The organism is Micromonospora sp. NPDC052213, from assembly GCF_040679695.1.
Classification (GTDB): Bacteria; Actinomycetota; Actinomycetes; order Mycobacteriales; family Micromonosporaceae; genus Micromonospora.
Map to the genome: position 1 here is coordinate 1 of NZ_JBFAVI010000078.1, position 15074 is coordinate 15074.

11 protein-coding genes and 1 pseudogene are annotated in these 15074 nt (G+C 71.9%); 9 read left to right on the plus strand and 3 right to left on the minus strand.

Annotation, left to right across the window (positions count from 1 at the left end):
* Positions 1 to 169 precede the first annotated feature (169 nt).
* Positions 170 to 877: a VOC family protein gene (locus AB0L34_RS19400; RefSeq protein ID WP_363705730.1), complete on the minus strand. Its 708-nt coding sequence runs from the start codon at positions 875 to 877 to the stop codon at positions 170 to 172.
* 119 nt (positions 878 to 996) lie between these two features.
* Here AB0L34_RS19400 and AB0L34_RS19405 point away from each other — a divergent pair, with 119 nt between their 5' ends.
* The 8 genes and pseudogenes from AB0L34_RS19405 (at position 997) to AB0L34_RS19440 (ending at position 9328) form a co-directional block, all read left to right on the plus strand.
* Positions 997 to 1665, plus strand: a complete 669-nt coding sequence (locus AB0L34_RS19405; protein ID WP_363705731.1) for a hypothetical protein — start codon at positions 997 to 999, stop codon at positions 1663 to 1665.
* A 108-nt stretch (positions 1666 to 1773) separates the two neighbouring features.
* Positions 1774 to 1905 (plus strand): annotated as a pseudogene (locus AB0L34_RS19410) (DUF5996 family protein); the annotation flags it as partial.
* Between the two features lie 133 nt (positions 1906 to 2038).
* Positions 2039 to 2890 carry an NmrA/HSCARG family protein gene (locus AB0L34_RS19415; RefSeq protein ID WP_363705732.1) on the plus strand — a complete coding sequence of 284 codons (852 nt, stop codon included), beginning with the start codon at positions 2039 to 2041 and terminating at the stop codon, positions 2888 to 2890.
* Between the two features lie 302 nt (positions 2891 to 3192).
* On the plus strand, positions 3193 to 4737 hold the full coding sequence (locus AB0L34_RS19420) for a hypothetical protein (protein WP_363705733.1): 1545 nt from the start codon (positions 3193 to 3195) through the stop codon (positions 4735 to 4737).
* A gap of 221 nt (positions 4738 to 4958) precedes the next feature.
* The gene (locus AB0L34_RS19425) at positions 4959 to 6167 is read left to right on the plus strand and encodes an FAD-dependent oxidoreductase (RefSeq protein ID WP_363705734.1); all 1209 of its coding nucleotides are present in this window, start codon (positions 4959 to 4961) and stop codon (positions 6165 to 6167) included.
* Positions 6168 to 6177: 10 nt separating this feature from the next.
* Positions 6178 to 7131, plus strand: coding sequence for a sigma-70 family RNA polymerase sigma factor (locus tag AB0L34_RS19430; protein ID WP_363705735.1), 954 nt, complete (start codon positions 6178 to 6180; stop codon positions 7129 to 7131).
* A gap of 227 nt (positions 7132 to 7358) precedes the next feature.
* On the plus strand, positions 7359 to 7889 hold the full coding sequence (locus AB0L34_RS19435) for a SigE family RNA polymerase sigma factor (protein WP_363705736.1): 531 nt from the start codon (positions 7359 to 7361) through the stop codon (positions 7887 to 7889).
* Positions 7886 to 9328, plus strand: a complete 1443-nt coding sequence (locus AB0L34_RS19440; protein ID WP_363705737.1) for a hypothetical protein — start codon at positions 7886 to 7888, stop codon at positions 9326 to 9328. Before AB0L34_RS19435 ends, AB0L34_RS19440 begins: the two co-directional genes overlap by 4 nt.
* Positions 9329 to 9582: 254 nt before the next feature.
* Here the strand turns inward: AB0L34_RS19440 and AB0L34_RS19445 are convergent, their stop codons facing one another.
* Both AB0L34_RS19445 and AB0L34_RS19450 read right to left on the minus strand, forming a co-directional pair.
* Positions 9583 to 10563, minus strand: coding sequence for a hypothetical protein (locus AB0L34_RS19445; protein WP_363705738.1), 981 nt, complete (start codon positions 10561 to 10563; stop codon positions 9583 to 9585).
* Between the two features lie 82 nt (positions 10564 to 10645).
* A complete protein-coding gene (locus AB0L34_RS19450; protein ID WP_363705739.1) occupies positions 10646 to 11119 on the minus strand; it encodes a S8 family serine peptidase in 474 nt (157 codons plus the stop codon).
* Between the two features lie 817 nt (positions 11120 to 11936).
* Here AB0L34_RS19450 and AB0L34_RS19455 point away from each other — a divergent pair.
* A complete protein-coding gene (locus tag AB0L34_RS19455) occupies positions 11937 to 14885 on the plus strand; it encodes an AAA family ATPase (RefSeq protein WP_363705740.1) in 2949 nt (982 codons plus the stop codon).
* Positions 14886 to 15074: the final 189 nt, after the last annotated feature.

Genomic DNA, 15074 nt, shown 5'->3' on the forward strand with positions numbered 1-15074 from the left:
CTCTGGGGTGGGCCACCGGGGCGCCGCGCGGCGCTCCCGGGGGCCCGGCGCCCCCGCGGGCGCCCCCGCGCCGGGGGCCCCCCCCCGGCCGGGGGCCCCCCCCACCGGCCGGCGTAGGAGAGGAACCGAGAGGTCGCGGAGCAGGTGCGCCGAGGAGGCCGCGCTGTGGTCAGTTTCCTCTCACGCAGAACTCGTTGCCGTCGGGATCGGCCAGCACGACGGTGCCGTCCGCATCGACCTCGAGCCGGGTGGCCCCGAGGGAGACCAGCCGGTCGACTTCCGCCTGCTGGTCGCCGCCGGCCGGGGCGAGGTCGAAGCGCTGCGGGTTCCTTGCCTCTTTCGGGGCCACGGGTGGGCCTCCCCACGCGACCTTCGTGCCGCCGTGCGGTGACTGGATCGCGGTCTCCTGGTTTTGGTCCCACACCAGCGGCCAGCCCAGCGCCTCGCTCCAGAAGAGGCCGACCTCCCGGGTGCCGTCGCAGGCGAGTTCCCCGAGCAGGCAGCACCCGGCGAGGAAGGCGTTGCCCGGCTCGATCACGCAGAACTCGTTGCCCTCGGGGTCGGCCAGGACGATGTGCCCCTCCTCGGGGCGCTGCCCGACGTCGAGGTGGCTTCCGCCGAGCCTCAGCGCAGTGGCTACCGTGTGCTGCTGGTCGTCGTGGCTGGCGCTGGTCAGGTGGAGGTGCATGCGGCGGTTCGGCCCCACCTGCTCCGCGCGGCTCGGGACGAACCGGAGGCTGAGTTGGCCGTCCTCGCCGGGCAGGAGCGCGTCACCGGCGTCCTCGACGACCTGGCGGCCGAGCATGCCGGCCCAGAACTGCGCCAGGCCGGCCGCGTTGTGGGCGTCATAGGTCACCGTCAGCAGTCGCGAGATCATCGCCTCACAGTAGGCAGCGGCCAGCAGGGCAACAAGGTGATTTATCCGGGCCGGCGTATCGCGAGTGGCGCAGGCGCGTGCCGTCTCGACGGGAGCGTCGAGCGGTTACGGTGTACCGGATGATCACTCCCGCGCAGACGACGAGCCGGCTGAACAAGGACATCGGCGCCGTTGTGCGGCCGCTGGGCTTCCAGGGCACTCGCGGGACCTGGTCGGTCGTCACGACCGACGGCGTCGCACAGGTCGATGTCGGACGGAGTGTGATGCGCAGCGTCGGCGGCGGCACGATCTTCGTCAACGTGGGCATCGGTGTGGTGCCGGTTGCCTGGTGGGAGTACCTGAACTGGCGTGCCGCCCGCTGGGGCCAGCCTTCGATCCCGTTGGACAGGAACGCTACGTCCTACCGGATCGGGTTCGTCGAGACCCGCCAATGCCCGGAGGGCAGCTACTACCACCTGCGACTGGCCCCTGGCAGGTACCCGGCGACCGTGACGACGACCGAAGAGTTGGACCGCGCTGCGGCGCTGCTGGTCGGTGCGGCCGACCAGCTCGCCCACACCGCGCTCGACCTGCTCCGGCCGGGCCGTTACCTCGAGGCGCTGCGCGGCATACCCGATCTCGGCGGCGCGATGTGGGAGCCGCTGGTGGTGCTGCTCGCCGAGGGCGGCCCGTCGGCCGAGCTCGATGCCGCGATCGAGGACATGCGGGCCGACTACGCCAACCACGGCTTCGGCCCACCCGACATGGAGGTCGAGTACGCCCGCATGCGGGCCGCGGCGGTGGTGTGAGCGGCAGGGTGTGCGAGGAGATCACCTAGTGCGGTGACCCAGGTGCGTTCCCGAACCGGCCTTCTACTCCTACACCGCGCCCGAGCCTGACGGTCTCATCGGGAACCGTTGCGACCCGCGCAGGCACGCTGGGTCGGAATCCGGGGTGGACACCTCGCGCTGCTGACGTACGACGACGCCCGCGCCGCCGCCGACCCGCGCGCGGCAGTCCTCACCTTCCTGCAGAGCGCCCACCAAGCCGGCGCCGACGTGCCGGCTGGGAACGGCCACCGCGAACGTTCGCGAGGATGGGATGACGGCCGAGGCGGGAGGATACGGTGGAGCGCGGCGACGACCGGTCGCCGCGCTCGCTCGCTGAGAAGAGGTGACTTCGATGGCCGATGCGCCGATCTTGGTGCTCGGGGCGACCGGCGGTCAGGGCAGCGCCGTTGTCGAGGCGTTGTTGGGCCGCGGGGCCCGGGTGCGGGCGCTGGTGCGCGACCCGAAGCGGGCGGCGGCTCGCCGGCTGGCCGACCGGGGCGTCGAGGTGGTCGCGGGTTCGCTGGATGATCCCAACTCGCTGGCCACGGCGATGGCGGGCGCGGGGTCCACCTTCGCGCTCACGACTCCGTTCGAGGCGGGCGTGGATGCCGAAGTGGCCCAGGGGCGGGCGATCTTGGCAGCCGCCGGCGAAGCTCGGGTGCCGCACCTGGTGTTCAGCTCGGTGGCCGGCGCCGATCAGGGAAGCGGTGTGCCCCACTTCGACAGCAAGGCGCGCGTCGAAACCGAGCTGGCTGCTGGTGACGTCCCCTACACGATCTTGGGGCCGACGTACTTCTTCGACAACGCGCTCGGCGGGGCGGACCGCATTCGCAGTGGGGTGCTCGATCTGCCGCTGCCGGCGGATCGGCCGCTGCAGCAGCTTGCCCGCACCGACCACGGGGTCTTCGCTGCGCAGGTGCTTCTCGACCCCGCCCCCTACGTCGGGCGACGCATCGAGCTGGCCGGTGATGCCCCCACCCCCGCCCAGATGGCGGCCGCACTGGGCGCGGCGCTGGGACGGGAAGTGCGCCATGAGAGGGTGCCGCTGGCCGAGATCGGCGATCCGGACATGCACGCGATGTGGGCGTTCTTGAACGGGCCGGGCTACCAGGTCGACATCGCCGCGCTGCATGCCGCCCACCCGGAGGTTGGTTGGACCAGCTTCGCCGATTGGGCCCACCGCACGTTCGGATCTGTTTCGTGAGCATTCCCGGCTAACGACCTCGTGCGCGGTCGCGAGCCCCTCCGGCATCGATGATCGCCGCGAATCATGGTGGTGCTTCGATCGTGATGATCGTCGGATGACGGGGTTGCCTCGGCAGGTGATTGAGGGCCGGTCGCTGAACTGGCGCCGCGAGGGCAGGCTCGTCACCGTGACCGGCTCGCAGCACGGGTTCGGGTGCGGGCTCTGCTGCCGCTGATCGTCGTCGCGCCGCTCTGACGGCACCAAGGCGTCTTGACGTCCTCAATACGATCAGGGCTCGTCCTACCAGTAGGAGGGTGTCGATGCGTCGGGCGCTGCGGACGGGTACGCCGATCTTCCTGCTCATCCTGCTCGGCGCGGTCGGCTGGTACGCCTCGTACGCCACCACCGTCCTCGTGTGGGAGCTGCGCAAACTCGTGCCCTGGCTGGTAGCGCCGGCCCTGCTGGCCCTGCTCGCCGGGGCGCCGGCCCTGGTGCGACTGCTCACCCACCGGCTCCGCGGGCGCACGACCACGTCCGAGTTGACCAGGGGGACCATCGTCCTCGGTTGGCTGGGCGCCGCCGTCGGACTGGCCCTTGGGGCGTGCTGGCTGGTCTACGGCGAATACCTCCAGGATCGGGCGTACGGGACCACCATGCGGGTGGTGAGCGATCCGGTCCCGGAGCTGGCCGCACGTGCGCCGTACCTGGTCGGCGAGGCACAGGCCGCGCCCAACCTGGGCGACGTCACCGGCGAGATCACCGACGTCAGCTACCTGCCCGACTCCGACCGGTTCTCCGTCCTGGTCGAGCGGCGCGGCTGGTTGGCCGGTTACGAGGTCGGTCTGATGCAGGAGGTACCGCTCGGCGGCAACAGCCGGGCGCAGCAGCGGTGCCAGTTCGACGTGTCAGCCGCCGACGCGCGGATCGGCGGCTGGTTCAGCCACAACCTGGGCCGGAAGATCTCCGCCGAACGGCGCTGGGCCCGGTTCTCCGCCGACGACGCGTACGTCTACTGCGAGGGCGACAACCCGATCGTGGTGGTACCGCTGAAACGGCAGACCGGAATCCTGGTGGTGACCGAACGGCCGGCCGGTGTGGCGCGGTACGACGGCCGAACCGGAAAGGTCACGATCACGGACGACACGACGAAGGTGCCCGGACCGTCCTATCCGATCAGCCTGGCCGCCCGGCAGCGAGAGGGCACCACCGCCGTCGGCGGTTTCGCCGACTGGTGGTTCGAGCGCAGCGGCTGGGACGCCTCCGAGGACGGCGCCAACGAGGGCAACGAGTCGGAGTTCACCCTCCGCTACCGCGACGGCAGTGGACGCAGCGCGTACGTCACCCCGCTCACCCCGCAGGGCGAGGCCAGTTCGGTGGTGGCGGTGTCGACCGTGCCGACCCGGCACGCCGGCCGCGGTCTCGCCCCGCTGACCGTGCACCGGCTCAGCCCGACCTGGTCGTCGCCTCAGGCGATCGTCGCCCTGATCAAGGCGGAGTACCGGGACGTCTGCTGCTGGAACGACGACCAGGTGTTCGAGGTCGCGCCGACCGGCGGCAGCACGTGGACCGCCACACTCGGCAGTGAGCAGAGCATCCGGTACCGGGTGGAGGGCCGGGGTCAGATCAACGGCCGGGAGGCAACCTGCCTGAAGAGCGCCGACGGCACCCTCGTCCGGTGCGCGTACGCCGCCCCCGGCTCGCCTGAGGAACAGGAGCTGCAACGCCGGGAGCAGCAGAAGCAACGGGAGCAGGCGGCGGACGGCGGCACGGACCCGGGCGACCTGACGAAGTACACCGACGAGCGGTTGGCCGAGCTGCACCGGCGGGTCGCCGAGGAGGTCGACCGCCGCCTCAAGGAGCGGTAGTGGTCGGTGACCGGTCCACTGCGCAGCCGCGCCGCCAGGACCAATGCCACGTCATCGTCACCTCGTTCAACTCGGCCCGCAGTTGCGCCGCCTCGGCGTCGCGCGCGTCGTCGGGCGGCGCTCCTGCCACCCTGTGACCCATGCCACATGTAGTTCCTGTCAGCAATCGGGGCGCCGTTCCGCTCAACTCGCGGAGGCAAGCGAACCGACAGGAGCGACACATGAAGCACCGCATCGTCGTCCTCGGCGCCGGCTATGCCGGGGCCCACGTGGCCGGGAACCTGGCCCGCCGGCTGTCCCCGGCGGACACCGAGATCACCGTGGTCAACGCCGAGCCGGACTTCGTCCAGCGGCTGCGGCTGCACGAACTCGCGGCCGGCCACGAGATCAAGGCTCCGAAACTCGCCGACGTCTTCGCGGGCACGGGGATCCGGCTGCGCCTGGCCAGTGTCACCGCCGTCGACCCCGAGCGCCAGGTCGTCGCCCTGGCCGACACCGACGGCGGCGGCGAGCTCGGCTACGACACGCTTCTCTACGCGCTCGGCAGCCACGGCGACGACCGCGGCGTCCCCGGCGTGGCCGAGCACGCGTTCGACATCGCCGCCCGGCCCTCGGCGCTGCGCCTGCGCGAGCACCTGGACGGCCTGGGCAGGCGGGGCGAAGGCGGGCGTGTGCTGGTCGTCGGCGACGGGTTGACCGGTATCGAGACCGCCACCGAGATCGCCGAAGCCCGGCCCGGCCTGTCGGTGGCGCTGGTCGCCCGCGGCGAACTGGGCGCCCGGCTCTCCGCCGGAGCCCGCGGCCACCTGCGCCGGGCCTGCGCCCGGCTGGGCGTCACCGTCCTGGAGCACACCAGCGTCGAGGCCGTCGAAGCGACGCGGGTGCTGTGCGCCGACGGCACCGCCCTGGCGTCCGACGCGACCGTGTGGACGGCCGGGTTCACGGTCAACCCCATCGCCGCCGCCGGCGGGCTGGAGGTCACCGAGGACGGTCGGATCGTCGTCGATCGCACCATGCGGTCGGTCTCGCACCCGAACGTCTACGCCGCCGGCGACAGCGCCTACGTCATCGGCGACAACGGCCGGCCGCTGCCGATGTCCTGCGCTTCGGCCGGCTTCACCGGCCAGCAGGCCATCGAGGCGATCATGGGACGCCTGACCGGCCGCAGGATCGCGAACACCAAACTGGTCTACCCGGGCAACCACATCAGCCTCGGGCGCCGCGACGGGATCCTGCAGCTGGTCGACGACGAAGCGCAAGCAACGCCGAAGTACGTGGGTGGCCGGAAGGCCGCGCGGATCAAGTCGGCCATCCTCAAGCTCTCGCTCTGGGCCACCTCGCACCCGACCTTCGGCCTGCCCAAGCGCAAGCACCGCCTGGCCGCCGCACCGGATGCGTCCACCAGGAAGGCGATCGGCGTAGCCGCCTAGGGTGGTCCGGGTGGACAGCACCGCCACTGATCGCTTCGACACCGGTCGGTTCGAGGCCAGCCGGAACCGGCTGGCCTCGCTGGCGTACCGGCTGCTGGGCTCCGCCGCCGACGCCGAAGACGCCGTGCAGGATGCGTTTCTGCACTGGCAGGCCGTCGACCGGCAGCGGATCAAGGTGCCGGAAGCCTGGCTGACCAAGGTCGTCACCAACCTGTGCCTCGACCGGCTCCGCTCGGCACAAGCCCGCCGCGAACGCACCGTCGGCGCCTGGCTACCCGAACCGCTCCTCGCCGGCGACCCGATGCTCGGCCCGGCCGACACTGTCGAGCAGCGCGAATCGGTCTCGCTGGCCGTGCTGACTCTCATGGAGCGCCTGTCACCCCTCGAACGGGCCGTCTACGTCCTGCGCGAAGCGTTCTCCTACAGCCACGCCGAGATCGCCGAGATCCTCGACATCACCGAGTCCGCGAGCCAGCAGCACCTCCACCGGGCACGGCGCCACATCGCCGCCGCGCGCCGCCGCCGCGGCGAGGTCGACCCGGCGTCCGCCCGCAGGATCGTCGAGGAATTCCTCGCCGCTGCCTCCTCGGGCCGCACCGAACGGCTGGTAGCGCTGCTCACCGACGACGCGACCGCGATCACCGACGGCGCCGGCCTGGCCGAGACGCTGCTGCGGTACGACACTCCGCAGCGCGTCGCCGCCGTCGTACGGGCCGGCTTCAAACCCACGCCCGCGAAACGGCGACTCGCCGGCGGCACGCCCGCCATCCACTACGCGCTCGTCAACGGCGCCCCCGCCATCCTCTTCGTGCTCGGCGACCAGGTCCTCGGGGCCGTGACGTTCGACATCACCAACGGCAAGATCGCAACCGTGCGCGGCATCGCCGCCCCCACCCGCCTCGCCCGCCTCAGCGAAGCCTGGCGGCAGCACGAACCGGACCCGCCGCTCATCAGCCAGTGGTGACCCGACGCCGACCGAAAGAGCATTGCTGCGTGCCTCGACTGAGTGGCCGCGAACGTGGCACCTTTCGCGAGTCGACCGGTGCGGTCCGCCATCACGACCGTGGCGGGTAGCCACCGGCAGAGCCGGATCCGGCTCGACGTACGGTTCCCACTCAACCCCGGACGCCGCCGATCGCGTCTCACCCTGCATCCGCACATGACACGAGGCGGATGTGACCTGGAGGTGGCGTGAGTCGGCACGAGGACGACGAACAGTTCCGGCTGTTCGTACAACGACAGTGGGGGCCGTTGCTCCGAACGGCCTACCTGCTGACCGGCGATCGGGGGACAGCCGAGGACCTGGCGCAGACGGCGTTGGAGAAGACCCATCGGCGCTGGGGGCGGGTACTGCGCAGGGACGCGCCCGAGGTCTACGTACGCCGGGTGATGGTCAACACGGCGATCTCCTGGCGGCGTCGGCGGCGACCGCTGGAGGTGCCGCTGCTGACCTCCGACAGCGCGCCGACGCCGGACGCGTATGCGCAGGTGGAGGAGCGGCAACTGCTCCTCGCCGCGCTGCGGCGGTTGCCGCCCAGGACCCAGGCGGTTCTGGTGCTGCGCTACTTCGAGGACCTCAGCGAGGCGGATACCGCCAAGGTTCTCGGCTGCTCCGTCGGCTCGGTGAAGAGCCAGGCGTCGCGCGGGTTGGCCCGGCTGCGGGTCGAGTTCGCCCCACCCGTTTCTCAGTCCCCGGTACGGCTCGAGGAGGAACTGGCATGACCGAGAGCTTCGCGAATTCGACGCTCAGTCCTGCGCTGTGGCAGGCCGCGCACGGCGTCGACGTATCCGAGGACCCGTGGCCGGGGTTCGCCCGGCGCGAGCGACGGCACAGGCGGACGCGGCTGATCCGGGCGGCGGTCGCCGTCGCGGTCGGGGCCGCGCTCGTCGGGATCCAGACCAACGTGGTGCCCCTGCCCGGGTGGGCGCCCGGCATCGCGGTCGCCGCCGCCCCGGCAGCGCTGCTCGACGCGCCGCCCCGGGGCACGCTGGCCGGCGACCAGGACTGGCTGGACTCGCTGCGGGCGCGGATCAGCACCGACCCACGGATCAGCAGCGACACCCCGTTGGGTGTCGTGAACGCGGATGGCGTCTGGAAGGTCGGCGACCGCGACCGGATCCGCCTGCTGTACGGCAGTGACCAGCCGGGCCACCGGGTCGCGCTGGTCGCGGTGCCGCTGCGGTTCGGCCTGCTGACCAAGGAGGCGCTGGTCTGGTACGTGGGTCCGGCCGGGGCCGCCGCCGAACAGATGCACTACGCCGGCCACAGCGAGGGCGTCGACGACCCGGTGATGACCCTGGTGCAGGCCGGCCCCGACCGGGACGGATTCGCGGTCGTCGTCGGGCCGGCCGAATCCACCGTGATGATCAGTGGCAACCCTCGCTACACGCCGAAGGGAACCCTGGAGTACGAGAACCTCGCCAGGGAGGACGGCAGCGGGGTCGGGTTCGCCGTCCTGCCCCCCGTGCCGCTTCGGAACGAACCCGTCGTCCGGGTCAGCCGTGGCGACCACGTGCTCTACCAGGGCGGCCTGGGCGGCGGCCCGTACGCCGGGACCGACCCGTCCGGCGCCGAGATGGACGTCCTGCTCACCGCCGCCCGACGGGGCGCCCGAGGCACGCCGCTGGACGACGCCACCCTGCGCAGCTTCGTCGAGGAGGCACTCCTCGACAGTCGCCTCCCCGCGGTCGGCACGACGGTGCGGGTGCGCTGGTCGGGCAGCGAGCACGGGCAGGCCGCCGCGCTGCTCACCGTGCAGCCCGCCGGCGGCGGGGTGATCGCGTACGCCAGGCACGGCGACGACCGAACCGGCTGGTGGACCGACCTGCGGCTGCTGTTGCCGGCCGAGGGCGCCGACCAGCGGCCGATCGGCTGGCGGATCCGGGCCGACAACGGCACCCGCACGCCGACGGACCAGGTGCGGGTGATCGCCCCGCCGGACGCGGCCCGCGTCACGGTCACGGTCGGCGGCGCACCCCCGGTCACGGTCACCCTCGACGCGTCGAACGCCGGCACCACCCGGATTCCGCCGGACCAGCCGGCCACCCTCACCGCGTACGCCACGGACGGCAGCGTCCTCGGAAGCACCCCGTTGCCGCCGGTCGAGGCCAACATGTCGGGCCTGCCGGGCGACAGCCCGGCTACCCGGGTGACCCCCTGACGAACCGAGAGCGTGGCCGAGCCGTCCGAGGACGGCTTGGCCACGCCGAGCAGGTTCAGAACCGGGGCGGCCCGCTCCTGACCTCCCCACCTGGTCTGAAACGGACGCCGCCCGGCGCACCGGCTGGAATTGAGCCGGTTGAGTTGGTGGTGCGGCATCTCGGCGAATCCCTCGGCGGTGGCGTGCTCGCGGCAGGCGCGCTTCAACCGCGACGCTGGACGCAGGCGCCTGATCTCGCGCCTGCGTCGTAGCCGTCAGTCGAGCAGTCCGAGTCGGGCGGCTGTCACGCCGGCCTGGAAACGGCTCGTGCTGCCGAGCACCTCGTGCACCTCGCTGACCAACCGGCTGACCGTACGTGACGAGACGCCCAGCGCGCGCCCGATGGCGTCGTCCTTGGCGCCGGCGGCCTGCATGCGGAGCAACTCCAGGTGCTGAGCGGTGAGGCGGTCTCGGATCTTGTCATCCGGCTCCGCCCGCGGGGCGTGGCCATGAAGCCAGCAGTGCTCGAAGACCGCCACCAGGCTGCGCACGAGGAGTTCGCCGCGCACCGCGACGGCCCCGGCCGCGGTGCGCTCGGGGTCGAGCGGCAGCACCGCGGTGTGCCGGTCGTAGATCGCCATCTGGACGGGCACGCTCCGCAGCAGCCGGATCGGGATGTTCGCCTCGACCAGCCGATCCAGGAACGCCTGGTGGCGCGGCAGCAACTCGAACCGCTGGACGAAGATGGTGCGGGTGGCCACCCCGCGGCTGGTGAGGTCGACCATCGCCTTGACGCCATGGGCGACCTCTTCCGTGGTGCGTGGCATGCTGGCCCGCCAGGACAGCATGGTGAGCACTTCGTCAGCGGCGCTCGCGCCGAGTTCCTCGAAATGGCGGTCGACCTTCTCAAGGCTGTCGAGGATCTCCACCTCCACGCTCTCCGGCCGCCGCCGCACGGGCAGGTAGGTCTGCGCGAGCGTCTCGACGTCGCGAGTGAGGTTGGCCAGCCTGACCTGGTGCGCGTGGAGGTCGTGCTGGAGCCGTCCGACAAGATCGGCCAGCCCTACCTCGGGGCTCACCGGCACGTCCTCGCCAGTGTGCTGCACCTTCAACAAGCCAAGCCTTCTCAACTCGGTCAATGCCCTGTCAAGCGCCTCGTCGTCGAGCTTCATGGCGGCTTGCGCCTCGGCCAGGACTTCGCCGCGCACGTACATGCGGTCGTAGAGCGCGTGAGCGGGAGCAGGAGGGAGAGCCATCGGGGTGCATTGGATCATTCCGCCGCCGGTGAGCAAAGCGGGGTCGGCCCCGGTGGACCGACCCCGCTCGACGGACGACCGGTCAGGTGACGGTGAGAGCCACCGGGATGCGCAGCACCGGCGAGCGGCCGGAGTTGTTGCGCACGACCAACTCGGTCGTGTACCGCCCGGCTGTCAGGCCGGTCGTGTCGATGTTCAGCGTGAGCGCGCCGCGGGCGGCGATCCAGGTCGCGCCGGGTGCCACACCGATCCGGTTGCCGGCGCGGTCGCCACCGACCGTGGTGCCCACGGTGTGCGTGCCGTGGCTCTGGGTGTCGCACGGAGCGGCGGCACACCCTCCCGACGGGTCGAACCAGTTGTACGCGTGGTCGAACGCCTTCCCGCCGCCGTTGCCGCGGTAGGAGTTGACCAGCGCCGGATGGTCGAACTGCACACCCGTGTCGAGGCTGGCCACGACGACGCCTTCGCCACGCGTGTGGTGCTCGTTCCACACCTTGTCGGCGCCGATCTTCGTCACGCCCCACTCGGGTGCGCCCCGCCGTGACGCCTGCTTCATCGGCCTGCGTCTCCTCGGGCAGGTCGAGCACCGTCGTCTCGGCGATCTGTCGTACGTCCGAGCGGGCGGCCAACTCGCTCACCAGGTCCGGGCTGGCGCCGGTGACGCGCACGGCGTTGGTGATGAAGTAGGACGTGTACCTCGCGCGTGACCGGTCCAGGTCGATTCGCAGGTCGGCCTGGGACGACCGCGCGGTGCCGCGGAGCGCGTCGAGGACGTACTGGCCGCGTTTGGTCCAGTCGTCGATCTCGTACGCCGCGGACAGGTCGGCTCGCGCGTCGAGCTTGACCCAGATGTCGACGGTCTTCTGCTGACGCAGCTTCTGGCGTACCTTCGCGGAGATCTTGCCGTCGGGGACCTGCTTCGGCGTTGCGGCAGCCCAGCCGGGCTCTGCCGGTGCTCCGTCGTTCGGTGCCGCCGAGACTGAGGTGCCTCCGACTATCAAGCTGAGGGCGGCGACCGTCGGCACGACGACGCGCGCCATCCGCCGCCGTCCAGGCAGCTGCAAGGGGGACATGAATCTGCTCCTTGAGGAGTGAGCCGACGGCGCTCGCCGACGGCCAGGAGCAAGTGTGGGCCCGCCCGGTCCGGATCCGTCCCGGCGGAAGGAGGCGACTACCCGCACTGGCGACTATTCGCCAGCTCCCTGGTCACGGCCGTGCGCAGGCCGGGGTAACCGGGGAACCGCACGACGAACCGCCTGGTACGGGCACTTCAAACGCCTGGTCGCGCCTTGTAGCCTCTGCTCATGTTGCCCCTCACGACGGAACCGGCATGACGGACGCTGCCCCGTCGTCCCTACCCACCGCCAGAGCGAATGTCTGTCAGCGGCTCTGACACAGGAAGCCTTTCGGCGATCGCGTCGCCCGGCCTGATCGGGCGTGAGCGCGAGTTGGCCGCCCTGACAGCGGCGCTGTCGGATTCGCCCGTGATCGTGCTGATCGAGGGCGAAGCCGGGATCGGCAAGAGCCGGTTGGTCCAGGAGACGCTCGCGGCCCGCACCCCGCCCGGCCGACCGGTGTTGCTGGCGGCCTGCCCGGCGTTCCGGCAGCCGTTCACGCTCGGCCCGGTGGTGGACGCCATCCGCTCGGCGACCGAGGATGTCGTCGGGCTCGGCCTGAGTGGGCTCGCGGGGGCGCTCCGGCCGCTGTTCCCCGAGTGGGCGGCGGCGTTGCCGCCCGCCCCTGAGCCCGCCGAAGACGCGGCAGCGGCACGACACCGGCTGTTCCGGGCCTTCGAGGAGATCCTCGAGGGGCTGGACATCGGGTTGCTCGCGGTTGAGGACGTGCACTGGGCAGACGAGGCGACCCTGGAGTTCCTGCTGTATCTGGCATCGCGTCCGCGGCAACGGGTCAGCCTGCTCGTGACCTACCGTCCGGGGGAGATCACGCCGGACTCTCTGCTGCTCCGGTTGTCGTCCCGGCAACCGACGGGGGCGGGGCGGCTGCGGCTGTCGCTGGAGCCGCTGGACGTCGCCGGGACTGCCGGGATGGTGTCGTCGATGCTCGGCGGGGAGCGGGTCTCCGACGAGTTCGCCACCTTCCTGCACGACCGCACCGATGGGCTTCCGCTCGCCATCGAGGAGTCCGTGCGGCTGATGTGGAACCGGGCTGACCTGACTCGGCGGGGCAATTCCTGGGTACGGCATCGGCTTGGCGAGATCGAGGTGCCGCCGACGGTCCGCGACGCCGTACTGGAACGCAGCGTGCGGCTCGGTCCGATGGCACAGGCGGCGCTGCGCGCGGCCGCCGTCCTCACCGACCCCGCCGCCGAGGCCACGGTCGTCCAGGTGATGGCACCGGCCGAGGATCCGGCGGGCAGCCTGGCGGGCCTGGCGGAGGCGGTGGGTTCCGGGCTGCTGAGGGAGGACCCCGGCGGGCTGGTCTCGTTCCGGCACATGCTGACCTGCCGCGCCGTGTACGAGGCGATCCCGATGCCGGAGCGGCGGGCGATGCACCTGCGCGCCGCAGGTGTCCTCGAAGGCGTCAGCCCGCCACCGGTCGCCCAGTTGGCGCGCCACTTCCGGGAGGCCGGCGACGCCCCGGCGTGGTGCCGGTACGCGGAACAGTCCGCCGACCTCGCCATCACCTCGGGCGACGGCGCGACGGCCGTCGTCCTGCTGCACGATCTGCTCACCAACGCCGACCTGCGGCCCGCCGACGTGGTCCGGCTCACCGGGAAAATTCCGTTCGGCCTGCTCACCGGGCGCGAACGCTACCGGGAACTGTTGGACGCCCTCCGCCGCGTGTTGGACGGCGGTGAGGCGACGCCGGGCGAGGCGGCGGAGATCCGCTTCCAGGTCGCCCGGCTGCTGCTGCAGATGGAGGCGTTCGCGCAGGCCCGGATCGAGATGGAACGAGCGCTGCCCGACCTGGGGCACGACCCGGCGAAGGCGGCCCGGGCCATGATGTTTCTCGGCCTGCCGTACGGGACGACGACACCGGCGGCTGAACACCTCCGGTGGCTGCGGCGTGTGGCGCAGGTGCCGGCCTCGATGGCGCCGGTGGACCGGTTGAGCATCCGGGTCGGGCGGGCGAGTGGGCTCCTGCTGCTCGGTGAGGAGGAGGGGTGGGCGGAGGCGGCGCTGATCGGCGACGACGCGGCCACCACCGCGGAGCGGCTGCACGTCACGGTCGGCCATCTCAACGTCGGGCACATGGCGCTGGTCTGGGGGCGGTACGCGGAGGCGAGGCGGGTGCTCGCGCTGGGGATCGGGCTGGCCGAGAAGTACCAGTACCGGAAGCTGCGCGGGGTCGGGCAGGTGACGCTGACCCAGCTCGACTGGCTTACCGGCACCTGGGACGGGCTGGCCGACCGGGCCGGATCGCTGGCCGGTGACGAGGAGCTTCTGCAACCGGTGAGCCGCCTGGCGCCCGCCATGGTCACCGGCCTGCTGCACGCCGCCCGCGGTGAGCAGGGCAGAGCAGAGGAGTGCCTGCGGATCGTCCATGAGCAGGCGGACCGGCAGGGCGGGGCGGAGTACTCCATCGAGCCGGCCGGCGCCCTGGCCAGGCTCTGGCTGGGCGCGGGGCGGATCGACGAGGTCCTCCAGGTGACCGACGAGCCGATCCGGTTCATCGCGGGCAAGGGCACCTGGATCTGGGCCAGCGAACTCGCCCCGGTCCGGGTCGAGGCACTGCTCATGGCCGACCGCGTGAGCGAGGCCGGCGACCTGGCCGACGCTTTCGCCGCGGGGGTGGGTGACCGCCGCGCGCCTGGCCCGCACGCCGCTCTGGCGACCTGCCGGGCGATCCTGGCCCAGTACCGAGGCGATCCTCTCGACGCCGCCGCCCTGTTCGCCCACGCGGCCGAGGCGTGGCAGAGCCTCCCGCAGCCGTACGACGGCCTGCTCAGCCGTGAGCGGCAGGCCGCCTGCCTGCTGCGCGCCGACCGGTCGGACGCCGCGCTCGCCGTCCTTGCCGAGACCTGTCAGGGGCTGTCCGCCCTCGGCGCTCGCGGTGACGCCGTGCGCGTCATGCACACCCTGCGGGCACACGGCGTGGAGGTGAAGCGCCCGTCGTGGCGGGGCGGACGGCGAAGCTACGGCGATCAACTGTCGCCCCGGGAACTCGACGTGGTCCGGCTGCTCGTCGGAGGCCGCACCAACCGGGAGATCGCTGCTGCTCTTTTCCTGTCGCCGAAGACCGTCGCGCGGCACCTGGAAGCAGCGATGCGCAAGCTCGAGGTGTCGTCCCGGACGGCGCTGGCCGTTCGGGTCGTGGAAGCCGGCGTCGTCACCGATGACCCGGCCGGCGACGACCGCTAGGGCGGGTGCGCGGCGGCAAAGTTGGGTCATCTGCCCAGTCGCCCGGTGACCGGTACGGGAACAACACTCGGCTTCCATGGAAACACCATCACAGCCGCCGCTGAACGAGCCGGACCAAAAGCCTGAGCAGGCCCGGTCGTCCGCGCCGTCCAGCCGGCCGCAGGAGCCTACGGCCGGCGTGGACAGCGT